At 68.3% G+C, this 23964-nt stretch carries 16 protein-coding genes; all 16 read left to right on the forward strand.

Annotation, left to right across the window (positions count from 1 at the left end; all coding sequences use genetic code 11):
- The first annotated feature begins 1493 nt into the window (after nt 1-1493).
- The 16 genes from E1285_RS23265 to E1285_RS23340 all read left to right on the forward strand — a co-directional run bounded on the left by E1285_RS23265 (nt 1494) and on the right by E1285_RS23340 (nt 23960).
- Nucleotides 1494-2024, forward strand: a complete 531-nt coding sequence (locus E1285_RS23265) for a hypothetical protein (protein ID WP_132155475.1) — start codon at nt 1494-1496, stop codon at nt 2022-2024.
- Nucleotides 2014-3513, forward strand: coding sequence for an acyl-CoA reductase (locus E1285_RS23270; protein WP_165966716.1), 1500 nt, complete (start codon nt 2014-2016; stop codon nt 3511-3513). Before E1285_RS23265 ends, E1285_RS23270 begins: the two co-directional genes overlap by 11 nt.
- Before the next feature lie 719 nt (nt 3514-4232).
- Nucleotides 4233-5306, forward strand: a complete 1074-nt coding sequence (locus E1285_RS23275) for a BTAD domain-containing putative transcriptional regulator (RefSeq protein ID WP_132155479.1) — start codon at nt 4233-4235, stop codon at nt 5304-5306.
- A 387-nt stretch (nt 5307-5693) separates the two neighbouring features.
- Nucleotides 5694-6551, forward strand: a complete 858-nt coding sequence (locus E1285_RS23280; RefSeq protein WP_207946750.1) for an LnmK family bifunctional acyltransferase/decarboxylase — start codon at nt 5694-5696, stop codon at nt 6549-6551.
- Nucleotides 6552-6573: 22 nt separating this feature from the next.
- Nucleotides 6574-7569, forward strand: a complete 996-nt coding sequence (locus E1285_RS23285) for a class I SAM-dependent methyltransferase (RefSeq protein ID WP_132155483.1) — start codon at nt 6574-6576, stop codon at nt 7567-7569.
- Between the two features lie 15 nt (nt 7570-7584).
- Nucleotides 7585-8388, forward strand: a complete 804-nt coding sequence (locus tag E1285_RS23290; RefSeq protein ID WP_132155485.1) for a fumarylacetoacetate hydrolase family protein — start codon at nt 7585-7587, stop codon at nt 8386-8388.
- Nucleotides 8385-9686, forward strand: a complete 1302-nt coding sequence (locus E1285_RS23295) for a phenylacetate--CoA ligase family protein (protein ID WP_132155487.1) — start codon at nt 8385-8387, stop codon at nt 9684-9686. Before E1285_RS23290 ends, E1285_RS23295 begins: the two co-directional genes overlap by 4 nt.
- Complete coding sequence (locus tag E1285_RS23300; RefSeq protein ID WP_132155489.1) at nt 9686-10885, forward strand: aminotransferase class V-fold PLP-dependent enzyme; 1200 nt, start codon at nt 9686-9688, stop codon at nt 10883-10885. The genes E1285_RS23295 and E1285_RS23300 overlap by 1 nt, the downstream gene beginning before the upstream one ends.
- A 5-nt stretch (nt 10886-10890) precedes the next feature.
- Nucleotides 10891-12606 carry a non-ribosomal peptide synthetase gene (locus E1285_RS23305; RefSeq protein WP_243722994.1) on the forward strand — a complete coding sequence of 572 codons (1716 nt, stop codon included), beginning with the start codon at nt 10891-10893 and terminating at the stop codon, nt 12604-12606.
- 14 nt (nt 12607-12620) lie between these two features.
- On the forward strand, nt 12621-13442 hold the full coding sequence (locus E1285_RS23310) for a hypothetical protein (RefSeq protein WP_132155493.1): 822 nt from the start codon (nt 12621-12623) through the stop codon (nt 13440-13442).
- A gap of 29 nt (nt 13443-13471) precedes the next feature.
- On the forward strand, nt 13472-16597 hold the full coding sequence (locus tag E1285_RS23315) for a non-ribosomal peptide synthetase (protein ID WP_132155495.1): 3126 nt from the start codon (nt 13472-13474) through the stop codon (nt 16595-16597).
- On the forward strand, nt 16594-18315 hold the full coding sequence (locus E1285_RS23320) for a carbamoyltransferase N-terminal domain-containing protein (RefSeq protein ID WP_132155497.1): 1722 nt from the start codon (nt 16594-16596) through the stop codon (nt 18313-18315). Before E1285_RS23315 ends, E1285_RS23320 begins: the two co-directional genes overlap by 4 nt.
- Nucleotides 18312-21365, forward strand: a complete 3054-nt coding sequence (locus tag E1285_RS23325) for an amino acid adenylation domain-containing protein (protein WP_165966717.1) — start codon at nt 18312-18314, stop codon at nt 21363-21365. Before E1285_RS23320 ends, E1285_RS23325 begins: the two co-directional genes overlap by 4 nt.
- Nucleotides 21366-21378: 13 nt before the next feature.
- The gene (locus tag E1285_RS23330) at nt 21379-21549 is read left to right on the forward strand and encodes an MbtH family NRPS accessory protein (protein ID WP_132155501.1); all 171 of its coding nucleotides are present in this window, start codon (nt 21379-21381) and stop codon (nt 21547-21549) included.
- Nucleotides 21550-21642: 93 nt separating this feature from the next.
- Nucleotides 21643-22758, forward strand: a complete 1116-nt coding sequence (locus E1285_RS23335; RefSeq protein ID WP_165966718.1) for a cytochrome P450 — start codon at nt 21643-21645, stop codon at nt 22756-22758.
- A 50-nt stretch (nt 22759-22808) separates the two neighbouring features.
- The gene (locus E1285_RS23340; RefSeq protein ID WP_165966719.1) at nt 22809-23960 is read left to right on the forward strand and encodes an MFS transporter; all 1152 of its coding nucleotides are present in this window, start codon (nt 22809-22811) and stop codon (nt 23958-23960) included.
- Nucleotides 23961-23964: the final 4 nt, after the last annotated feature.

Consider the following 23964-nt stretch of genomic DNA (forward strand, 5'->3'; position numbering starts at 1 on the left):
TGGCCATCGCCCTCGCCAACCTCATGGGCTGGACCAACATCGCCGCCGCCAACGACCACTACCGGGCACACCCCACCCACGCACTTCAACTACTCGATCTCACTACCTGAGAACGCATTAGCCCTGACAAACTGCAGTCCGCGAGGACCAGCACATGCCGAATCCGGCCAGTTCCGCCAAACCATGCCGCAGGCCGTGACGTCGTAATTCATTCAATTATTCGCCTGATCGCTGAAGGTGGGGGCGGAGGCCATCGGTGTTGATTCCCTGGTCCAGGCGCTGCGTCCGGCCCGGCCATGCGCTCGTAAGCCTTGAAAATGAAGACAAGCCATTGATCACCTTGCGGGGGTTTGCTAGACTCCGGCCGAGGTAAAAGTCATATGCGCGGTAATGTGTCATGGGCAGGGTCCGCGAGACCTCTCATTGCTGCCGGTAAGGCTGACCTGGGCGCGCGGAGTTTCGCTCGGATGCTGTGCCCTGCACCACTGCGGGTGCTCTTCCGCCGAGGCCTCACAATGAGGACTGAGAATTCGCGCCGCAGTGTCACCCGGCTCCTCGCATCTGCGGGTCGGACACTGCCGAACCTCGTCAAGCGAGATGGCGTGGAGTCTAGATCGACGCCACTATGCTGTCAATTGACTGTCCGTAGTGAGATCATCGCGGACAGTGTGGTGCTGGCAATATCTGATCATCGGGCGATGTGATTTTGTCACGTTCCGTGATCATCGAGAGTTGTGTCGATGCAGTGCCGACATCGTGACCAGGTATTTGCCTGTTATTTACCTGCGCGCCTCTGGATTCGGTCGGCGGCGTCTTCCGGTAAGGGGTCCGACGTCGCGGCGGCGGCGCCGGTCTTCTCGCTCTTCGCTTCCCTCCCAATACGCCCTTGCTGTCGCTTGGAAACGGTCCTATCCTAAGTCGACAAGTGGACATCCGAAGTTCTTCTGAGGTGCTGGCTCGAGGGAGCACGGGCTTCTCGGCGTTCGGAGGAAGCATCTTGCCCGATGAAACGCTGGAATTGGACTCGGTCGGCGGCCCGCGCGAGCCGGGCAGTGGCCGAACAGTATTCGGTGAGACTCTATGATCGGCCGGATTCGAGCGGCAAGCAGCCGACCGAATTCGCTGGTTCCGGGGGCGATCGTCCCAGCCTCACCGCCCGGATGTGGAACTCCCCGCACTCCGCCTTGTACACGTGCCGACGGAAGGCGCCAGGCCATGGGCCGCTCTCCGCCCCCAAGCGTCGCTCTCAATGCACAATGGCGCCGGCGTTCGGCGAGGTGTCGTGCGCGATTTCATCGGGTAGCAGAGAAGTGACCGCCCCCTGCTGATTCTTTGGATTGCCGGATCGGTGCCCTTCCGTGGTGCTCTCGGACCGCCGCATGGCCTCGCCCTCGGCGCTCCCGGTCACGCCGGCGCCGAAGCCGCCTGGGCCGCCCGAACAGCGCTCGTCGCAGCTCCAGAGCCCCGCGCGGCAGTTCCCATGAGCAGTCCCCATGGAGACGCACTATGACGCACGCACAGTCCGAGGTCGCCGGCGCGAATCCGGGCCGCCGATCGAGGGCGACGACACGCTGATGGTGATCACCGGTGGCGGGCGGAAGCGCTCGGAGGGGGAGACCATCGCCCGGGATCGGTTCAACGAGATGGTCTCGGACGCATTCGGGCTGTCGTCCCCGACCCGGCTCCGCGACGGGTTCAACCTGGTGGAGCTCAACACCGTGCTGTTCGAATGCCGCGCCCAGCGCAATCACGTCCCACCCTGGCTGCACGTGACCGTGCGAGCACCCGGGGACCTGCGCCCGCTTCCCCATGGGGAGGAGGGGCTGCTGGGTTACCTCGATCCCTCGGCGCAGAGCTATCCCTGCTTCATCGTCACCGACGATGTCGGCGTTCTCCGGACCGGCCCCTGCGAGTGCGGTCATTCGGGCCGCACGCTCGACGTGCTCCGGAGGGTGCGGCGCCTTGCCCATCAGGGCTGCGGGCTCGAGCTCGAATCACGCGTGGGCGATCGCCATGGGGACTGAACCGCTGACCGCGTACAGCCCGAGCGGGCGCAAGGTGGTCATGTGGCGGACCGCGGCGGACGGCCCGGCGGATGCCGCCCAGGTCGTCGTGATCAGCCCGGGTATGGCGCGGCAGATGCGGCACCTCGGGCCGGTCGCGCTGTACCTTGCCCGCAACGGCGCCGTCGTCTACGGATACGACCAGCTCGGCCACCCGGGCCTCGGCGAGGGGGACCCGGAGCGGTTCACGCTGGGCGCTGCGTGCGAAGGCCTGGAAACGGTGCTCGACTTCGTCACCTCGGCCGAGGACGTGGCTCGGGTCTCCTTGGTGGCGGCGAGCATCAGCGCACGGGTGGCCTTCCGCGTGGCGGCTACCGGGCCTGCCGTCCTCGACCGCATCGTCGGCGTCGTCAACCTGCGCCGCTCCGCGCGCGAGGTCTTCGGCCCGGACTACGCCGCCATGGCGGAGTCGGATTTGCCGGACCGGCTGCGGTTCGAGCAATGGGAGATCGATCCACGTCCACTCTGGCGCGAGCAGCGCGCGGAGGATTGGGCTTCGCTGGGAGCGGCCGTCGCGGGTCTGCGCGAGGTCACCGTGCTGGTGGTCAACTTCGTCGCGGCCCGTGACGGCTGGGTGGCGCCGGACGATGCGCAGCGAGCGTTCGCCGAGGGGGCCGCCGGCCCCCGGCTGATCGTGGAGATCCCCTACGCCGAGCACGACCTCGGCCGCAACTACCTCGTTGCCGCGCTGGAGGAGTACGAATCACTGCTGCCGCCCAGCGTCCGCGACTTCGACGCCACCACGCGCGTCACGATGACCAGGTTGGAGGAGCGCTTTCTGGGTGCGCAGGTTCGGGGCGGCGACGCGTGGACCGTCGTGGTCCGCCCACCTGGCCTGCCGATGGCGTATCCGCTGCGCCGGACGATCTTCGTGCATCCGGTCGGCGACCTGGTGGAGGCCGCGAAATTCCTAGGGCCTGAGGTGCAGACGGTGGCAGCCGCGCCATGGAGCCTGCTCGGCCGCGTCCGCGACCGGTTCGCGCTGGCCGGCGTCAGCCGGTTCACCGAGCTCGGCCTGAGCAACATCTTCCGCGTCGGCGGCTCGCACGACGGGATCTACCCGCTGAGCCGACTGGTCAGGTTCGTCTCAATGGAGGAGCCGAAGTCCACCTTCGGCAAGGGCGGCACCGTCGCGCTGGATCAGACCGAGTTGCTCCGCCGGGGGCGGCCGCCGACCTCGCCATCTAGGAGGCAGCAGGATGGACCGGGCCGAGCTGCTGGAGGTGCTGACGGAAGCGCTCGCCGAGGTGCCGCTGGTTCCGCCGGAGTCGGTCGCCGAGTCGAGCCGGCTACGCGAGGACCTGGGGCCGACAGATTCGACCTGCTGGAGATCACGCTGCGGTGTCAACGACGGCTGAACGCCATCCTACCCGAGGAAGAAGGGTACGACATCGTCACGGTGGGTGATGCGCTCAACGCGATGAGCCGGGCGGTCGTCCGTCCACCCTGAATCGACCGCACTCTGGCGCGCGGGCGCGGTTCACCCACCTTGACGGGCACCGCTTGTCCAGTCTCGTCACCGCGACCGCACCGGGCAGCTCGCCGACCTGGAACTACGGCACCACCGCGCCCGCCGCGAAGGCCGCATCCGCCGCGCCGAGGACACCGGGTCTGCGCACTCCGCCGCTGTACGTCATGGGTTCCGTAAAGATCGTGGGGCTTGCCGATGGAATTCCGCATTCTGGGGCCGGTCGAGGTGGCCGCCGGGGGGCGCAGTCTTCCGCTGCATGGGCCCGAGCCCAGTGCCGTCATCGTCGCACCGCCGCTGCACGCTGAGCGGGTGGTCCTGGACTACCGGATCGATACGGCGGCTCTTTCGGGCGTCACCGAATGGCGCGAGGGTACCGCGCGGCCGACGCCGCGGTCGACGTCCGCCCCGGCTCTCCTGCCGCGGTCGCACCCGCCGCCCGACATCGCCGAATCCAGTGGGCGTGACGAGGAGATCGAGCGCTCGTGGGCGCCGCCGAAGGCCGGCGAGCCCCGTCCCGCTGAGCCGGGAGGGCGAGACGGCCGCCTCCCGGATCATCCAGGAATCACTCGCCGACGGGCTCAAGCACGGCGCCCATCCCGTTCACGACAGCCGACGACACCTTTGCCCAGTTCAGGTCGCTGAGATCACTTCCGTCAAACAGACGCGGGGACCGCCAGCAATGAAAGTGAAGGTCTGCCTTGCCTAACCTGGAGTTTCGTATTCTTGGCCCGGTCGAGGTCTGGCGCGACGGCCGGCAGGTGCCGTTGCGCAACGGTGTGCTGCTGTCGGTGCTGGCCAGCCTGCTCCTCTCCGCCGGCGAGGCCGTTTCTCCGGACAGGCTCGTCAGACTCGTGTGGGGCGATCGGCTTCCCGAGCATCCGCGCGCCGCTCTGCACAACGTGATCTCACGGCTCCGCCGCCTCGTAGACGACGGGTCGCTGGAGACGCTGCCCGGCGGCTACCGGCTGCGCTCCGATGCCGATCACCTCGACCTGCTGCGCTTCGACCTGCTGCTCGCCTCCGCCACGGCCGCCGAGAAGGCCGGTGCCTTCGACACCGCGATCGCGGCGATCGAGGAGGCGCTGGACCTGTGGCGCGACCCGCTGCTGGGAAATGTGGAAGCCGAGGCCCTTCTCCGCGTGGCCATCCGCCGGCTGACCGAACGCCAGCTCGCCGCGGCCGAGCGCTGGGCCGACCTGTGCGTACGGTTGGACCGGTACGAGCCGATGGTCGAGAAGCTGGCGGGTCTGATCGAGCGGCATCCGTTCCGGGAGCAGTTGGTCGGCTGGCTGATGATCGCCCTGCTCCGAACCGGGCGGCAGGCCGACGCCCTCGCCTGCTACAACACCCTGCAGCGCTCGCTGAGGGAGGAGCTGGGCATCGATCCGAGCCTCGCGTTGCAGGATCTGTACCTGGGGATCCTCCGCGCCGACCCGGCCGTCGTCGGTGGGGCGCGCGGTCACGCCGCACCGGTTGCTCCCCGGCGGCTTTCGCCGGAGATGGTCGACCTCGGGAGGGCGATAACCAAGCGGCTGGCCCGGCCCAAGAGCGACCCGCACCGCCACATCCGCAAACTGCACGGCATGCTCACTGACGTCATCAGGTGTGCCCGCGAGGATAGCGGCGAGATCGACGAGCCGGAGGCGCAGGCTCTGCTTACAGCCGCCATCGAGGTATGCGCGGGCTTGGCGACGGCCATGGAGCATTACCGACGGCAGCGGGCCCTGGCGCCGACGTGCACGGAGACGATGCAAGAAGGCGGCGAGGGCTGAGTACCTCGATCTGAACTGCTCCCCATAGACGACTTCCGGGAACTTCTCACTCTCCCGGTGGGCGGGTTCGCGTGCGGTGCCGTCCGCGATCCAGGACGGAAAGGCCGCCACGACCCTTCGACGAGATCCGCGCTGCGTACGCGCACGGGGAAGCGTCGGCGCCGACCGCGGATGGAGCACGATCGCGCGGGCCGTGGCCGCCGCGCCGGCCGCAGTGGGCGAATTGGCGCGTGCTGTCCGCGCGCGCTGCCATTGACAGAGAAGTGACAGCCACCGGGGCGCGTGGGGACCGGCATGACAGTGAGTTGAGAGTGGCGGGTGTTGAGATGTTCAACCGACGAGCGAATTTGGGTCTCGGCAGGCGAACTGTCAGAAAGGGGATCCAGGGTGCCCGCTGCGCAGGTGAAAGCGGTCGGATCGGTGAACCGGCGGATCGGTGGGCCGGAAAGGACGCTGGAACCGGACGGTATCCGGCGCATCTTCTACTACTACCGGGTGCGCGGCGGGAAGGCGGTTCACCCGCACGGTCTCACGTTCGGCGACGAACTCCGGGTGAGTTCACGGGTGTTCCGGTTCGGCCGCCGTTCGGTGTTCAGTGTGCACCGGCTCGCGCCCGCCGACCTCGACCTCGCCGACACACCCCTGGAAGCGGCGGAAGTGTACGAGTCTCCGCATCCGGACTGCATGTACGCGGAGAACTTCAACCGATGGATCGCACGCGGGCGCCCGGACAGCAACCGGGGTCTCGTCGAGGTGGTGCCCCCCGACTTCACCTCCGCCCACCTGCCGCGATTGCCGGATCACCACTCCCTGCGCACGCTCGTCGGCCGGGCGCGGGAGACGGGCGGCTTCTGCGTCCCCGCTCCCCGAGGCTTCGCGGTCGCCGGTCCCGAGCACACCTTCGAGTACGCACTGGACGTCGTGCGGGACATCAACGGCGCGGGGCTCGTCTATCTCGCGTCCTTCTTTTCGATCTTCAACACGGTGTTGCTGCGCCTGTGGCGCTCGCTCGGCCGCAGCGATGAGGAATTCCTCCGGCGCCATGTGATCGACCAGAAGGTCGGCTACTTCGGCAACGCGGATCCCGGGGCGGTGTTCACCATCACCGCCCGACGATGGCGCAACGCGGACCTGCCGGACATCGAGATCGCCGACATGACGCTGCGCGACTCCTCCACGAACAGGCTGCTCGCCGCCACGGCCATTGAGATCGACAAGGGACCCACGGGGGCGCTCGCCACTTAAGAAGGCCGAATCGAGAGGAATCATGAGTACTCAGAATCGCCACTCCTCGCTGGAGAGGGCCGCCGATCTCGCGGCGGTCGCCGCACTGCTTCAAATCGGCGTTGAACTCGGCGTCGACCAGGTACTGGACTCGGGTGCCGCTTTCCAGGTCGGTGATCTGACCAAGCACAGCGGCCTGCCGGAACCCGGTCTCCGGGAGTACCTGAGGGCGATGACGGCCGCAGGGCTCGTCGTCGAGGCGGACGCCGCCGGCTGGTACGAGGTCGCGGAGGACTACCCGGAGCGCAGGTACGAGGCGGGATACGTGTCCTGGGCCATGAACGCGAACCATCCCTTCCTCCACAACGCCCGTTCGTTCTTCGCCGACGCCGACGCCGCGGAGCGCACCCACCGGCGGGACGGGCGCCGTGTCGCCGTCAGCACCCGCTGGATGGGCGAGCGGGGCTTCTATCCCGCGATCGTCGAACGGGTGAGCGCCGCCGGTGCTCTGCGCGTCGCGGATCTCGGGGCGGGGGCCGGAGCATTGCTCGTTCAGCTGCTCCTCAAGGACACGGCCCGCACGGGCGTGGCCCTCGATATCAGTGCCGCGGCCTGCGCCGCTTCGCGGGAGGCCGCCGCCGAGGCCGGCGTCGGCGACCGGCTGGAGGTCGTCGAGGGCTCCATCGAGTCTCTCGTCGACGACCCAGGTCCGATCAAGGGGGCAGAGGTCATCCAGGCATGCTTCGTCATGCACGACCTTCTCCAGGACGATGCGATGTCCTCGTCGGTGCTGCGCAGTTGCCGCGAGGCGCTCGCCCCGAACGGCTTCATGGCCGTCGCGGACGCCGTCGCCTACGCGGCGGAGCCGAGCGAACGGAAGTTCAGCGCACTTTTCACCCATCTCCATGCGAACTTCATGAACGTCCGCCTTCCCGAAGAGGAGGAATGGATGGCAAAATTCCGTGCGGCGGGTTTCTCGGCGGTGGAATGCATACCGCTGACGCTGCCCGGCGGCCGCCTGTTCGTGGCCACCAAGTAGCGCGGGCGGATCGACATGGCGCAATCCGTCCTGCGTTCGACTCACCGGCATCTCGCGGCGGAACTCTGGAGTTCCGCCCGTTCCCAGCGACCTGTGCGGGCGATCTCGGCTCGTCACCCGGCCTTCACGCTGGCCGACGCCTACAAGGTCCAGCGCGAGCTCCGGGCGATGGAGCTCGCCGACGGTGCGGCCCTCGTGGGGTACAAGATCGGCGCGACCAGCGAAGCCATTCAGAAGATGTTCAAGATCGACCATCCTGATTTCGGCTACCTGACCGATCGGATGCTCCTGCCCGAGGGGGCATGCCTGGATCCGCACCGGTTCATCTCCCCGAAGGTCGAGGGTGAGGTCGCCTTCCGTATGGAGGCGGACCTGTCCGGTGAATCCGTCACGGCCATCGACGTTCTCAAGGCCACCGCCGAGGTGTTCCCCGCCCTCGAAGTGCTCGACAGCCGATTCGCGAACTGGGAGATCCGACTCGTGGACACCGTGGCCGACAACGCGTCCTCTGCGTTGGCCGTCCTCGGGCAGGGGGTCTCGCCGCGCGGGATCGACCTCGCGGCCGAGAGCCTGGTCTTCGAGACCGGCGGCAGCAGGCAGACCGCCCGTGGTTCGGCGGTGTTGGGCCACCCCGCCGAATCCGTGGCTCGTCTCGTGCAACTCCTAGCCCCGTTCGGCGACGGGATCCGTGCCGGCGACATCGTCCTCTCGGGCGCGTGGGCGGCGGCCGTCGACCTTTCGCCCGGGTGCGTCGCGAAAGCATCATTCGACTCCATCGGGACGGTTTCTCTGCGCATGAGCCGCAACGGGGGTGCATGAGCGTGCACGGTGTGCGGGATGCCTCCTACCTGCGGGCGCTCGACGAAGCCCGCTTCGCCTACGAGAAGACCAGTGCCTACCGCGCACTTATCGACGATGCCGGCGTGGATATCGAAAAGATCGACGAACCTGCCAGATTCCGCTCCCTTCCGCTGACCGACAAGCACTATTACCGCGCGAACTACCCGGCCGGTGTGACCACATCGGAAACCCCCCTGTCCAGCACGTCTCACGTACTCATCAGTCATAGCTCGGGTACCGGCGGAGATCGGCTGACCACCGGTGCCTACACCTATGACCTCGCGACTCGTATGGCGAGTACCACGTCGGTGCACCCGCCCTTCAAGAAGCGCCTGTTGGGCGCCCGGTCCCAACGGGTCGCCCGGTACGCCGCCCCGAACTGTTCCGACGTCGAATGCGCCGTACCCCAGACGACGATCGAGAGCCGGACCCTGCGCGACGGCACACTGGTCCTTCCCGTGGGCCATGACCTGTGGGCGACCCCCGACTCGATGGTCGACCAGGCGATCGAGGAGATCGAAACCTATGGCGCGGACTGGTTCTACACGGACGCCACCCATTTCTCCTTTCTGCTTCGCCAGTATCAGGCGCGAGAGAAGCCGCCGCCGAAGGCATCCGCGGTGGTACTGACGTATACGCTCGCGACCCAGGTCGCCCGCCGGCAGATTCGCGCTGCGATGCCGGCGGATGTGCCGATCAGCGAGGTCGTGTCGATGTCGGAACTCGGCTGGGTGGCCATGGAATGTCCACAAGGCCGGCTCCACCTCAACTCGCGAAGCTTCTACGTCGAGCTGCTGGACCCAGGGACCTGGGAACCGGTCGACAGGAACGAGGTGGGCGAGCTGGTCGTCACGTCGATCAAGGATCGGCTCCTCCCGCACCTTCGATACCGCACGGGGGACTTGTACCGCTGGATGGCGGACTGCCCGTGCGGCCACCCGTTTCCCACGGTGCGCCATGAAGGCCGGGCGACTCACTACCTTCACACGCCCTCCGGCCGGAAGATCTCCCCCAAGGAGGTCGACGACCTGGTAGGGCCGGACGAAGGGGTGATCGTGTACCGGATCAACCAACATGCTTCCGACCGGTTCCGCTTCCGGTACGTTCCCGATTCCGCCGCGCCCTCCCGATGCGGCACGCAGCTGTGCGAGCGCGTACGAGAGGCCCTCGGGCCCGGCGCCAAGCTGGAGGCGGAACCCGTCGATTACATTCCGTCGGAACGCACCGGCAAGTTCCTTGCCTGCGTACGTTCAGTTCGTTTTCCGGAGGAGAAGTGATGTCGGCGCTGAGCAATGACAAGCGTTCCGACTTTCCGGTGTTGCGCAGGCGGGTGGCCGGGCGCCCTCTGGTTTATCTCGATAACGCGGCGACGTCTCTTCGCCCGCAACCGGTCATCGACGCGATAGTCGGCTACCAGACGAACAACGGGGCGAATATCCACCGAGGCAAGCATCTGCTCTCCGAGGAGGCGTCCGATCAATACGAAGCGGCGCGCCTCCGGGTCGCCGAGTTCATCGGTGCCCGATCCGGCGAGGTGGTATTCGTCAGGAACACCACCGAAGCCCTGGGCATGGTCGCCAGAGGGCTGCGGCTACCCCAGGACAGCCTGGTCGTCACGACCCTCGATGCCCACCACTCGAACGTGCTGCCCTGGCGGCAGGCGGCGCGGACGTGCACGATCCCGCTGACTCCCGGCGGCGAGCTCGACCTGGAGGCATACGAACGCGCACTGCGGCGCGACCCGGCCGTGGTCGCGTTGACCGCCTGCTCCAATGTGACCGGGATCTACCCGCCCGTGGGCACGCTGGTGAAACTGGCCAAGGACGCGGGGGCGTGCGTCGTGGTCGACGCGGCTCAGTACCTGCCCCACCGCGGCGGCGTCGATGAGTGGGGAGCGGACTTCGTGGCGTTCTCAGGCCACAAGATGCTCGCCCCGTCCGGGGTGGGGGTCCTCTGGGGGCGGTCGGAGGCGCTGGAGCGGCTGGATCCCTACACCCTGGGGGGCGGCACCGTCGACTGGGTCGACGAGGAGGGCCATCGGGCGCGGAAGCTCCCCCACCGCCTGGAATACGGAACCCCGGACATCGGCGCGGTGATCGGGCTCGATGCGGCGGTCGGCTACTTGGAAGCCATCGGAATCGACCGTCTCGCGGCTCACGACGCCGAGATGGGGAGGACTCTACGCCGAGCCTGTACGGAACGGCCGCACATCAACGTCATCGGTGGCGATGAGGATCTCGACTACGCCGGCATCGTCTCGTTCACGGTGGCGGGCACCGCACGGCTGGACCATGTGGCGCGCGCGCTCAGCGACTCCTACGGAGTGATGTGCCGCACCGGACATCTATGCGCGCAACCGCTGGTCGACCAGTTCGCGGGAGGTCAGGTGCTGAGGGTTTCTTGCTACCTCTACAACGACCCGGATGAGATCGAGATGGCCTTCCGAGCGATCGACTCCATTCTGGAGGCGTTGTGACGGCCATGGCCGCCAACGCCATCGCGCCCTTCTTCGCCGCGGCCGAGCGTGTCCCGCGGGCGATCGCGTTGGTCGATGATGAAGGCCGGCTCTCGTACGAGGAACTGGCGCGCCGGGCCCGCGCCGTCTCCGCCGCCCTGGCGGATCGGGTGAACGTCGAGACGCTGGTCAGCGTCGAGGCGCCGCGCGGAAGGGACTGCCTGGTGGCCGTGGCCGCGGTCCTCCACCGCGGTGGAACGGTCGTCTTCTCCGACCCCGGCGCGCGGTCCGACCTGCGGCGGCTCGCCGTGGACCCGGTGACCCTGTCGGCGGAGGACGTCCGCGACGGTTCTCGCGGGGACCCGGGCCCGGAGCCCGCGGTCTCGGTGCGGCCAGAGCACCTGGCGTACGTATGCCCCACGTCCGGATCCACGGGACGGCCAAAGTGGGTGGGGGTCCCGCATCAGGCGCTCGTGAACCGCATCGAGTGGGGCCAAAGGACATATCCGCTGGCACATGGCGATCGCGTTCTCTGGCAGGCGGACCCCACGTTCGACTTCGCGTTCTGGGAGATGCTCGCCCCGCTGTGGCACGAGGCGGCCGTTGTGATCGCGGGTGGTCTCGGGCAGGTCGATCTCCGGGGTACGGCCGAACGGATCAACAGCTTCCAGGTGACCGCCGCGCATTTCGTTCCCTCGGTACTCGACGCCCTCCTGCGCGTCGCCGGCGCCGAGTCGTTGAGCGGGCTCCGGTACCTGTTCCTCGGCGGCGAGCAGTTCGACTCCGGCCTGTGGCGCAAGCTGCGGGTGCTCTCCGGAGTCCGCGTGCTCAACCAGTACGGCCCCACGGAGACCTGCATCGACTCCACCTGGTTCGACGCCGCCCTGTACACCGAGGGGCCCGCTGTTCCCATCGGGGAACCGATCGATCGGACGAGCACCGCACTGCTGGACACGGACGGTATCCCGCTGCCCCATGCAGAGGAGGGTGAGCTCGGGATCGCCGGTGCAGGTCTCGCACGGGGTTACCTCGGTGATCCACGTGCCACCGCGGATCGGTTCGTGCCGAACCCGGACGGGCCCCCTGGAACCCGAATCTATCGAACGGGTGACGTCGTCAGCCGACGCGGGGACGGCCGGCTCGAATTCAAGGGCCGGCGCGACGACCAGGTCAAGGTGAACGGCGTGCGGGTCGAGCTGGAGGAGGTCCGGGGTGCGTTGCGCACCGCGTATCCGGCGTCGGAGACCGCGGTGACGGCCATGGAGGAGGGCGGCCGGGTTCGGCTCGTCGCCTTCGTGGCCGATCAGGCGGCCGATCCCGATGGCGCGACGGTCGTGGCGCCTGACGAACGGCTGGTCGAACGGCTCCATTCGGCCAAGGTGCCGACGGTCGTCCACATCGGCTCGCTGATCCGGAATCGGGCCGGGAAACCAGACCTGCCGGCGATGGTCGAGCAATTGGTGCAATCGGAGCAACGGCAAACCTCGCACCTTTCACCTCCGGTCGACCTCACTCCGACCGAAGCCCAGATAGGAAAGATATGGTGCGAGCTTCTCGGAATCTCACAGGTGAGATCCGAAGACAGCTTTTTCGAGCTCGGAGCGCACTCTCTGATGGCGACCGAGCTCGCCGAAATACTCGAGGAGTCGTTCGCGGTCGAGTTGCCACTGCGTGAGGTCTTCGACCGCGATTCTCTGCGGGACCTGGCTCTTGCCGTTGACGAACTCACGAACCGCGTATAAGGAGGGCGGCGCGAATGACCGTTACAGGATGGTCGGGCGACGATGATTATTTCGATTTCCGGGAATCGGACGCGCCCGACATGTCCCTTGTCGACGATGTCCTCGCCGGTCGACGGGTCGGCTGCGTTCTGCGAGGCTACGCCGATGCGGAGTCGACGTCCTCGATTCTGAAGGAATTCAAGTCCTCCCCGGCGCTCACGCACCGAGATGATGTGGCGGAGAGCGAATACGTCGGCGCCTATCATTACCTCAAAGAGCCCGACCGCTACCTTGGCGAATGCGAGGCCGTGGACGAGGCGGTCAAGCGCGTCATCGACCGGCCGGGCAGCCCTTGGCGGAAGTTTCACCGAGATCTCGCCGCCGTACTGGCAGAGCGCCGTATGGAACTTCGGCCCGCCATGCACGGCGACCGGCGAAGCTGTGCGGGAATCGTTCGTTCGTGGTCGGGTCAGGGGGCCTACTCCCTGGTCCCCCATGAGGATTCGTCGCAGTGTACCGAGCCTCGCCAGGAAGGCTTCGAAATCAGTGCTGTCGGTGACCGGATCTGCGCCGCCAACCTGTGCCTGGCCAATGGGGAGGACGGCCGCCTCGGCATTTGGAATGTCATTCCGGATATGGCCTCCCGGATTCGCATGGGCACCCGCGAGTCAGGTGGGCCGTACAGTGACTCAAGTTTGGAGGGGTTCGAATTTCGTTGGATCTCTGTGCGGCCCGGTGACCTCTACGTACTGCACAGCGCCCATATCCATGCGGTAGAGGCGAACAGCAGTTACCGTGCGACGGTCGCCGCCCTGTTCGGCCCGATCGATGAAAGAACCACCGTTTTCTGGACCTGATCTGAGATCGATCATTAGCGGAGGGCCCTATGACGGCTTTTTCCATCCATGCGCGGGTGGCCGAGCAGGTTCGTGCCAGGCCGGATACGACGGCGGTGTTCAGCCCGCACGGCGACCTGACCTATGCGGAGGTGTGGTCGCTCTCGGCGACGATCGCGGCTCGCCTCGGAAGGCTGGATGAGGACCGGATCGCCGTGTACTCGGCGCGGAGGCCTCGAATGGTCCCCGCCCTGCTGGGCGTACTGCGCGGCGGGGGCGCGGCGATGCCCCTCGACCCGATCCACCCACTCGAACGAACCGCGACGATGCTGCGTGACGCCCGCTGCCGCACCGTGCTGGCGGACGGCGATCTGGCGAAGGATCTTCCTGGGGACATCAAGGTCATCGAGCTCGAGTCGGTAGAGGAAGCGGCGGACGGCGGCGAACCGGAGCGCAGGGACGGCGGGAACCTCGCGCTCGTCCTCTACACCTCGGGCTCGACCGGCAAACCGAAGGGGGTGATGCTCTCCCACGCCAACGTGATGGCGTTCCTGGACGACCCCGGGCCGTTGCGGCACAGCGCGGGAGAGATCGTCGGCCACGTGCTGAGCACGTCGTTCGATGCCGTCATCCTCGATGTCCTCGGCCCCCTGATGCACGGCGCGGCGGTGTTCCTCGCATCGCCGGATGCGCAGCTCTCGGTCGACCGCCTGGCGGAGGAGCTCGCGGTTCAGCAGGTCACGACCTTGTCGTTGACGAGTTCCCTGTTCCACCAGCTCGCCACGCTGTATCCGGAGACCTTGGCCGCGGTGCCCAAGGTCCTGTTCGGCGGCGAACCCGCCGACGCCGCCACGGTGCGTGCCGCCGGCGGGCCCACCACCTCCTTCGTCCATCACTACGGGCCGACCGAGACCAGCTGTATCTCGACCGCCTATCCCGTGGAGGCCGGGGGGCCGGCCGGTGACGTCGTGCCGATCGGACGCCCCCTGGATTCCGTCGAGCTCCGGATACTGGACTCGGAACTGCGCCATACGCCCCCCGGCGAGGTGGGAGACATATACATCGGGGGCCCGCAGGTGAGCCGGGGTTTCCTCGACCGGCCGCGGATGACGGCCGAACGGTACGTCCCGGATCCCTACGGCGCCCCCGGAGGGGTTCTGTACCGCACCGGTGACCGCGGTCGCGCCCTCCCGGACGGGAACATCGAGTTCCACGGTCGCACCGACCACCAGGTCAAGATCCGGGGGTACCGGGTGGAGCCGGCGGAGACGGCGGCGGCCGCCCATGCGGCCGAAGGCGTCCGCGCCGCAGTCGCCCGCGCCGTCGAGGATGTGCCGGGGTCGCCGAGGCTGGTCCTCTTCGTCGAGGGAGCCCCGGATCTCGACGTCGAGCGGGTCCGGGAGACCCTCGCACGTGCTCTGCCGTATTACGCCCTGCCCTCGGAGATCGTGGTCCTCGACGCGTTGCCCCTCCTGCCGAACCGGAAGGTGGACGTTGCGGCGTTGCCCATTCCCTCGCGCACCTCGGGGCCGACTTCTCAGAACGGGACGGGGCCGGCGGCGGGAGGGGACGTCGAAGCCGGTCTCGCCGAGATCTGGTGCGATCTGCTGAACCTCGATCATGTCGGGCCGGACGACGACTTCTTCGCCCTCGGCGGGTACTCCCTGATCGCCGCACGGCTGGTGGCCCGCGTCGAGAGCACGTTCGGGGTGAGGCTGTCGTTGCGCAGCGTCTTCAGGACGCGGACGCTGAAGGCTCAGGCCGAGGAGATCGAGCGCAGCCGGACGCCCGCGGCTGAGGAGAGTCGTGGCCCCGCGGTCGCCTCGCCCGCCCAGCAGGACCTGTGGTTGCTGCACCGGCTGAAGCCGGAGGGCGCCGACTACAACAGCTCGATCGTCTACCGTGTCCGAGGCCGGCTGGACCTGGACGCGCTCCAACGCGCCGTCACGGAGATCGTTCGCCGCCATGACGCCCTTCGGTACTCGTTCACCACGCAGAAGGGCCGACCGGTCGTCACCGTCGCCGCCCCCGAGGGGATCGACATACCCTTCGCGCGGACCGACGCCCACCCTGAATCGACCTGGTCCGACGGTGACATCCGTGCGTGGGCGGAGGCCAGGCGCGAGGAGCCGTTCGACCTGTCCAGCCCTTCGCTGCTCCGGGTGGCCGTGCTGAATCTGGCCGACGGTGACGCGGTCCTGGTCTTCACCATCCATCACATCGTGTTCGACGGATGGTCACGCGCGATGTTCCTCGACGAACTGCGTGTGGAGTACGCCGCTCTCACGGCGGGCGCCCCCAAGCCCCCCGCCCAGCCGGTGCCCCGCTACGCGGACGTGGTGGCCGAGGAGCTTCGCAGGCTGGAGGGAGGGGAACTCGCCGACCAGATCAACTACTGGACGGAGCGTCTCAAGGATGCGCCGGTATCGATCGACCTGCCGGCGGCCGACGTCGCACCGGACGCCGACGACCCCCGCGACGATCGCGCGTCGATCGCCCACCACTCGCTCGACTACACGCTGGCGGACGCTCTGCGCCGGTCCGCGGGGACGCATGACTCGACGCCCTTCATGCTGCTTCTCGCTTCGCTCGGGCTGAGCCTGGCCGCCGCCACCGGCGTGGACGACGTGGTCGTCGCGTGCCCCCACATCGGGCGCCGTGGCGCCGCGGCGTCCCAGGTCATCGGACTCTTCGCCGATCTGCTGCCCGTGCGGCTCACGATCGACGCGCGCGGCACTCTGACGGAGTACGCGGGCGCGGTCCGCGAGTCGACGCTGGACGCCTTCATGAACCAGGAGGTCCCGTTCAGCAGGATCGTCTCCGCGGTCCGCCCTCCGCGCTCCCGATCCGTTCGGTCGCCGTACACGCAGATCGTGTTCAACATGATCAATCTGCCCAATCCGCCGCTCGAACTGGCGGGTGTGCGGACGGAGGCCGTGCCCATCGACATGCCGGAGAACCGCGTCCCTCTCGCGATCATCGTTCACGAGCGGAACGGCCGGTACGAACTCGAATGCATCTCCGATCCCCACCATGTGGCGCCGGAGTTCGCCCAGGGGGTCATGCGGGCCCTCCCGGAGGCGGCCAGGCTGCTCGTCGAGCGACCCGACCTCCTTACCAGCGACGCGCTGGACCTGCTCGGCCGTTCCGCAGCGATGGAGGTTCAGACCCCATGAAAGTTCTCGGCTTGAAGCTCACCCACGACGGTGGTATCGCGCTGCTGGACGGGACACGGCTGGTCTTCAGCGTCGAGATGGAGAAGGTCGCCAACCGGCACCGCCATGCCGAGATCGACGACGTCGGGACCATCGCGTCGGTGCTCGCCGACCAGGGGGTGGCGCTCGATGACGTGGAGGCGATCGCCGTCGACGGCTGGCATGCGGCACCGGGCCAGGACCATACGACGGTTCGGCTCGGGCACGGCCCCGGCGGGATCGACGTCGCGGTGGCCCCCTACCACGAGGACCGCGCGGGGGCCGACCCCCTGCGGGCGTACACCGCCGCCGCGCCTTGGTCCGGTCACGAGGCGCGCCCCTACGCGAGCTACCACCACGCCACCGACCACATGCTGTCGGGCTACTGCACGAGTCCGTTCGCACGCGATGGCGCGCCCGCATACGTTCTCGTGTGGGACGGCGGCATGCTGCCGCTGCTGTACCACATCGAACCCGCGAACCCGAGGCTCGACCCTGCGAGCGCGAGCCTGGCCGTGCGCAGTATGGGCCCGCTGTTCCCGATCTACGGCAACGCCTTCGCGGAGTTCGCGGGCCAATGCGAGGAGTACCGGGCGCAGTACGAGCGCGAGCAGCGAGAAGCCGGACGCACCCGGCCTTCCGCCATCGCCGGCAAGGCCATGGCCTACGCGGGGCTCGGCCGCGCCGAGGAGGACACGTATCCGGTCTTCGAGCGGTTGCTCGACAGAGATGACGCCTTCTCGATCGAGGGCGGAGTCGTCCTCGGCCGTGAGACCCGCCGCCGGCGTGACGAGCTCTTCCCATCCCTGACCGACGCCGACCTGATCGCGAGCTTCCAGGCGTACCTGGGCGGCGAGCTCGTCGACTCGCTCAAGCGCGTACTCGCCAGGGAAGGCGGCGGGTGCCACAACCTGGTCTTCGTGGGCGGCTGCGCCCTGAACATCAAGTGGAACAGCACACTGCGGGGCAGCGGGCTGTTCGACGCCATGTGGGTGCCCCCGTTCCCCAACGACGCCGGATCGGCGATCGGCGCGGCCATGACCCACCACGTCGTGGGGGGCGGGGACCCGGTCGTCGAGTGGAGCGTCTATGCCGGGCCGAGCCCCGGCCCGGTCCGCGACCTGCCATGGCGACGGCGGACCTGCGACGCGGCCGGGCTGGCGGAGCTGCTGGCCGAGGTGGGCGAGCCGGTCGTCGTGGTCGACGGTCTGGCCGAGCTCGGACCCCGCGCTCTGGGCAACCGGAGCATCCTCGCTCCGTGCACCGACCCCCGGATGCGGGACCGCCTCAACAAGATGAAGGGGCGCGAACATTACCGCCCGGTGGCCCCGATCTGCCTGGTCGAGGACGCCCTCGGCGTGTTCGATCCGGGAACGCCCGACCCCTACATGCTCTTCGACCACCGTGTCCGGGCGGAATGGGCGGGCCGGATCCCCGCGGTCGTCCACCATGACGGGACCGCCCGCCTCCAGACGGTCGGTCCTGGGAACGGGTCGCGGGTCGGTGAGGTCCTGCGTGAGTACCGCGACCGGACCGGTATCCCCGTCCTGTGCAACACGAGCGCGAATCATGCGGGACGGGGCTTCTTCCCTGACGCCGGGTCGGCCATCGAGTGGGGGCAGTGCGATTACGTCTGGTCCAGCGGCACGCTCTACATCGCGCCCGGGGCGGCCGATCCCGCGGGGGAGGCGCGCCGGTGAACGTCGCCACGTCCACCCCAGCGACGATCGACCGCCTGGTTTCGCTGCAGGCGCAGCGGCACCCCGAGGGGATCGCGATCCGGGACGGCGGCGCGAACGTCACCTACCGCACCCTCGATCGATGGGCGGCCGACGTGGCGGGGCGTCTGCACGACGCCGGTGTACGTCACCACGACCGGGTGGCGGTCATGGTGCCGCGCTCGGTCGAGTTGGTGACCGTGCTGCTGGGGCTGTTGAAGGCGGGCGCCGCCTATTCGGTCCTCGATCACCGGTGGCCGGAGGCCCGCCGGGACGCGGTCCTGGCGCGTCTGGGCGGCCCTCTGGTGGTCGGTGACGGGACCCCTGACGGCTCCGGAGTCGGCGTCTCGTTTCCGAGCGGTCCGCGCCTCACCGGCCCCGAACACCCGGCCGACGGGCTCGGCGCCGACGGCCGCCCCGCACAGATCTTCCTGACCTCGGGGAGTTCAGGGCTGCCCAAGGCGGTCGTCTCCCCGCACGGCGCGATGACCCGGCTCGTCACCGGGAGCGAGTTCGCCGAGTTCGGCCCGGGACATGTCACCGCCGTGTCGTCGCCGGTGTCCTGGGACGCCTTCGGACTCGAACTGTGGGCCCCGCTGATCAGCGGTGGGAGCATCGCGGTCAACGAGGCCGAGGTGCTCGACGCCGCCGCTCTGCGCCACCTCATCGGGGATCGCGGATGTGACACGGCCTGGGCCAGCGGGTCGCTCTTCAACGTGCTCGTCGAGGAGGACATCGGAGCGTTCCGTGGTCTGCGGCAGCTGATCATCGGTGGTGAGCGGCTGTCTCCGATCCACGTCCGCCGCTTTCTCGGCGAGTACCCCGACACCGCGCTCATCAACGGATACGGCCCCGTCGAATGCACGGTCTTCGCCACGACCCACCGGATCACGCCGGCCGACTGCGATCGTCCCGAGGGGATTCCGATCGGGCGCCCGGTGGCCGACACCGCCGTCCTGGTGCTCGCCGAGTCCGGACGGCCCTGCGCCCCGGGCGACGTCGGCGAGATCCATCTGGGAGGACCGCGCCTGGCGCTCGGCTACCTCGGTGACCCGCAGGGCACGGCGGAACGCTTCGCATGGCGAACGGTCGACGGCCTGCGCCGGCGCCTCTACCGGACCGGGGATCGCGGCTACTGGGATGAAAACGGGGTCTTGATCTTCGTTGGCCGTAGCGACCGTGAAGTGAAGATCAGGGGGTATCGCGTGGCGCCCGAGGAGATCGAGCGCGAGATCGCGTCCATCCCCGGTGTCAGCTCCTGCGTCGTCGTCCGTGTGGGCGACGCCGGTCCGGACGATGGACTCCTCGCCCTGTACTCGACGGACGATGGGCGGCCACGCGAGGAGCCGGAGCTGCGGTCCGAGTTGGCCCGCAGCCTCCCGGCCCACCTGCTCCCCGACCGCTTCTGGCACCGCACCTCGTGGCCGCTCCTGCACAACGGCAAGCTCGACCGGGCGGCGCTGGACGCGGAATGCCGGGACATCGTCGAAGACGGCCGGGGCCCGTCCCCCTCCGATCCCGCGACGTCCGTCGAGGACCTCGTGCGGCGCGAGTTCCAGCGCATCGTGCCGGGCCCCTTCGACGCGCGGCGGTCGGTGTTCGAACAGGGCGTCAGCTCGCTCCACGGCATCGCGGCGTGCGGCCGGATCGGGCGTGCCACTGGTCGCGTCGTCCCCTTCTCGGTCCTGGTCGCGCGCCCCACCGTGGACGGGCTCGCCGGATGGCTGGGCCAGGCCCCGGAGCGAGCGGCCGATCCGGCGAGCGGGCACGACGACGCGAAGGTCCCCGCGGAGTTGACCCCGGCCCAGGTGGGCTTTCTGCTCTCGGACGAGCTGGTGGCCCCCGAGACGTCGCTGTGCCTGGTCGGCTGGTACGTGGGCGATCTGTGCGCCGACGCCTTCGAGGCGGCCGTGGACGACCTCGTCACCCGCCACCCGGCCCTCGCGGCGCGCTACCGATGGGGCGAACGCGCCGAGATGGACACCTCCGCGCCCGGATCCGCCTCGACGTTGGAGACGCGCCGTGCGGCCGACGACGACGAGGCACGTGAGATCGCATACGCGGCGCTTACGCGACCCCTCCGGCCGTGGGACGGAGAGGTGCTCAGAGCGACGATCACACCCATCGGCCGAGCGGGACGCAGCCTCGTCGGACTGGCCGTTCACCATGTGGCCTGGGACGGCGTCGCGGAGCAGATCGCCGTTTCGGACCTGGCGGCCGCGTACACGGCCCGGTGCGCCGGACGCGCCCCCGCGTTCGGCGGCGAGGCTCCCTCACCCTCGGCTGTACGGCATGCGCTGACAACGCGTGCGGCGTCGGTGGACCTCGAAACCCAACGGCAGTGGTGGCGCCGGGAACTCCGAGATCTTCCCGTGCTCGAGATCGGTCGACCAGCGGTCACGCCGGCGGGCCCTGCGGAGCGCACCGATCTGGACATCCCGGTCGACGTCGTCGAATCCTGCGACAGGGTGGCCGCCGCCACCGGTGCCACTCGCTTCGTGGTCCTCCTCACCGGGTTTGCGGCGGCCATCGCCACGCGCACCGGCGCCGACGACTTCGGCGTCGGCCTTCCGGTCAACCGGCGCGGCGACGATGTGCTGGACCGGGCCGTGGACTGCCTGATCGACGTCGTGTGCGTGCGGCTGAGAAACCCCTCCTGGTCGCCGGCGTCGGCCATAGCGCACGCCAACGCCGCGGTGACCTCCGCGCTGGCCGCTCAAGACATCTCGCTCGGCGAGGTGGTCCGGATGGTCAACCCCGAGCGCCTGACCTCGTCGCCGCTGTACCAGGTCATGTTCACGGTGGATCCTCACCCCACGCCGCGGCTCGACGTCTCCGGCCACCGTTCGGAGCCGTTCGCGATGCCGCCGCCTCTCACGGCCTTTCCGCTCGGCTGCCTGTTGTCCCCGAGGGACGACGGCGGCTATGAGGCGCGGTTGACGGTCCGGACGGACTGCCTCGACACCGACGATGCCCGCCGCATCGGCTTCAGCATGACCGAGTGGCTGCGCAAGGCAGCGGCCGACATTTGAAGGGAGTCCAGGAATGTACGTCGTGGTCGTCAATGACGAAGAACAGTATTCGACGTGGCCCGAAGATCACGAAATCCCTCCGGGGTGGCGCGCGCTCGATAAGCGCGGAACAAAAGACGACTGCCTGGCCTGGATCGAGCGGACCTGGACCGACATGCGGCCCCGCAGCCTTCGAGGGCAATAAAGGAGCACAACAGTGGATCTCGGCGATCCGGATCTCTATGCCAGCGAAAAGCGATATGAGATGTGGCAGGACTTTCTCGCGGACGATCGGATCGTGCGAAGCGATCCCGGCTGGTCGCCATCGGGGTTCTGGTCCGCCTTCTCCCATCGGGCCTGCCAGGAGCTCCTCGCTCCCGGGAAGCCGGTCACCTCCGAGTACGGGATGCTGATCGGCTTCGACAAGAGCAACCCCGACCGCGGCGGGGGCAAGATGATCGTGGCCACCGACGGCGCAGCCCACAAGCGTCTCCGCCGAGTGCTGGGGCGCTTCCTGACGCCGTCCGCGCTGCAGCGGCTCGGTTCCTTCATCGACAGCGAGGTGGCGCGGCTGCTCACCGCCGCCGCCGAGGACGACGTGGTCGACGTGGCCCAGGGCATCGGGCCGACGTTGCCGGCCGCTGTCGTATGCGAACTGCTCGGCGTACCGCAGGCCGACCGCGACTACCTGATCGAGCTCACCGACAAGGCGTTCGCCAGCCCCGACAGCGAATCCGCCGGCACGGCGACCACGGACGCTCATACGGACATCTTCTTCTACTTCAACGACCGGGTGGACGAATGCCGCCGCAACCCCGGCGTCGACCTCATCAGCGCCCTGATCACCTCTGGTGAGCTGGGCGTCGACGAGGTACTCACCAACTGCTACAACCTTCTCATCGGCGGCAACCAGACCTCGCGCCACCTGATGTGCGGCGTGTTCCACGCCGCCGCGGAGGTTCCCGGCCTTCTCGATGTGGTGCGGGACCGGCCGGATGCGCACCGGGCGGTGACCGAGGAACTCCTGCGCTGGGTGTCGCCTGGAATGCACGTCCTGCGGGTCGCCACGGAGGACACGATCCTTCATGGACAGCGGATCCAGGAGGGCGAGGCCGTCGTCGCATGGCTGGCCGCGGCCAACCGCGACCCCCGGGTCTTCCCCGATCCGGAGAATTTCCGCTGGGACCGTGGCGCCAACCCGCACCTCGCCCTCGGACACGGGGTTCACCACTGCGTCGGGGCACAGCTCGCCCGGATGGAGAGCAGCCGACTGTTCGCGGCACTGGCGGCCCGCAGCCGGGCCGTCACCCCGGCGGAACCGCCCGTCCGAACGCGCTCCAATCTGATCCAGGGATATCGGAGACTCCCCGTGGCCATCGACTGGCAGGCCGGCGCGGTTGACGCCCCGGCATGAGAGAGAGCTTGTTGCCGCCCCGCGGCCCCTTCCGGATTCTCACGACCGCCATGCTGATCAACACGATCGGCAATGGCGTCTCGCTCGGCGTGATTCCCGTCTACCTGATCCGGTCGGTGGGGCTTCCTCCGACACAGGTGGGGGTCGGCCTCACCATCGCCGGCATCGTCGGCCTGCTGGCGAGCATCCCCCTCGGGCACCTCGCGGACGCCTACGGGCCTCGCAACGTGCTCATGATCGCGCTTGCGGTACAGGCCATGGCCTCGATCGGGCTCATATTCATCGCCAATATCATCACCTTCACACTCGTGGTCTGTCTGAACGCGCTGGCGATGACGGCCGTTCACGCCGTGGGCGGGGCACTGGTCGGCGTACTCGCCGAGGGGGCGGACCGGACGCGCAACCGCGCGTACATCCGAGCCGCGACGAATGCGGGACTGGTCTTCGGGACCCTGCTCGGTGGTTTTGTCATCCAGGCGGACACCCGGACGGTCTATATGGCCGCGCTGGTGTTCGACGCGGTTACCTTCCTGTCTGCGAGCGTGCTCCTCCGCGGGATCCCGAACGTCCGCTCCGGGACCGATTCATCGCGTTCCTCCCGGTTCACCGCGTTGAAGGACCGGCGCTATCTGGTCGTCACCGCGCTCAACGCGGTCATCTTCCTCCAGGCCTCGATTCCCACGCTGATCCTCCCCTTGTGGATCGTCGAATCGATCGATGCACCCCGGATCCTCATTACGGTCACGCTGGTGATAAACACCGGAATGGTCATCCTGTTCCAAGTGATGGCGGCCAAGTACGCGGCCTCGACTCGGGCCGCGGCGGCATCCATTCGATGGGCCGGCCTGTTCTTTCTGGCCGGTTGCGTTCTCATCGGGGTCAGTGCGGGGTTGCCCGTGCCGTTGGTCATCACTGTGATCGTGGTGGGGGTGATAGTCCACACCGTAGGGGAGTTGCTGCACGCCGTCGGATCCTTCGAACTGTCCTACCGGCTTGCGACGGAAGGCCTTCACGGCCAGTACCAAGGGGTGTTCACCATGGGTATCGGCGTCGGTCAGGCCGCTGCGCCGATGGTACTGACGGCGCTGTGCATTGGGCTCGGTACGACCGGCTGGTTGATCGCGGGAGCGGGACTGGCCCTGGCCGCGGTGGTGATGCCCATCGCCGTACGACATGAACCTCAAGAGGTCCGCAGCTTTTAGGGGA

It is taken from the genome of Actinomadura sp. 7K507, assembly GCF_004348425.1.
Taxonomy (GTDB): domain Bacteria; phylum Actinomycetota; class Actinomycetes; order Streptosporangiales; family Streptosporangiaceae; genus Spirillospora.

Coding starts and splice junctions, on each gene's coding strand:
- E1285_RS23300 (WP_132155489.1), top strand. CDS start 9,686: ATGTCGGCGCTGAGCAATGACAAGCGTTCCGACTTTCCGGTGTTGCGC.
- E1285_RS23285 (WP_132155483.1), top strand. CDS start 6,574: ATGAGTACTCAGAATCGCCACTCCTCGCTGGAGAGGGCCGCCGATCTC.
- E1285_RS23295 (WP_132155487.1), top strand. CDS start 8,385: ATGAGCGTGCACGGTGTGCGGGATGCCTCCTACCTGCGGGCGCTCGAC.
- E1285_RS23320 (WP_132155497.1), top strand. CDS start 16,594: ATGAAAGTTCTCGGCTTGAAGCTCACCCACGACGGTGGTATCGCGCTG.
- E1285_RS23315 (WP_132155495.1), top strand. CDS start 13,472: ATGACGGCTTTTTCCATCCATGCGCGGGTGGCCGAGCAGGTTCGTGCC.
- E1285_RS23265 (WP_132155475.1), top strand. CDS start 1,494: ATGGAGACGCACTATGACGCACGCACAGTCCGAGGTCGCCGGCGCGAA.
- E1285_RS23340 (WP_165966719.1), top strand. CDS start 22,809: ATGCTGATCAACACGATCGGCAATGGCGTCTCGCTCGGCGTGATTCCC.
- E1285_RS23305 (WP_243722994.1), top strand. CDS start 10,891: ATGGCCGCCAACGCCATCGCGCCCTTCTTCGCCGCGGCCGAGCGTGTC.
- E1285_RS23310 (WP_132155493.1), top strand. CDS start 12,621: ATGACCGTTACAGGATGGTCGGGCGACGATGATTATTTCGATTTCCGG.
- E1285_RS23270 (WP_165966716.1), top strand. CDS start 2,014: ATGGGGACTGAACCGCTGACCGCGTACAGCCCGAGCGGGCGCAAGGTG.
- E1285_RS23290 (WP_132155485.1), top strand. CDS start 7,585: ATGGCGCAATCCGTCCTGCGTTCGACTCACCGGCATCTCGCGGCGGAA.
- E1285_RS23330 (WP_132155501.1), top strand. CDS start 21,379: ATGTACGTCGTGGTCGTCAATGACGAAGAACAGTATTCGACGTGGCCC.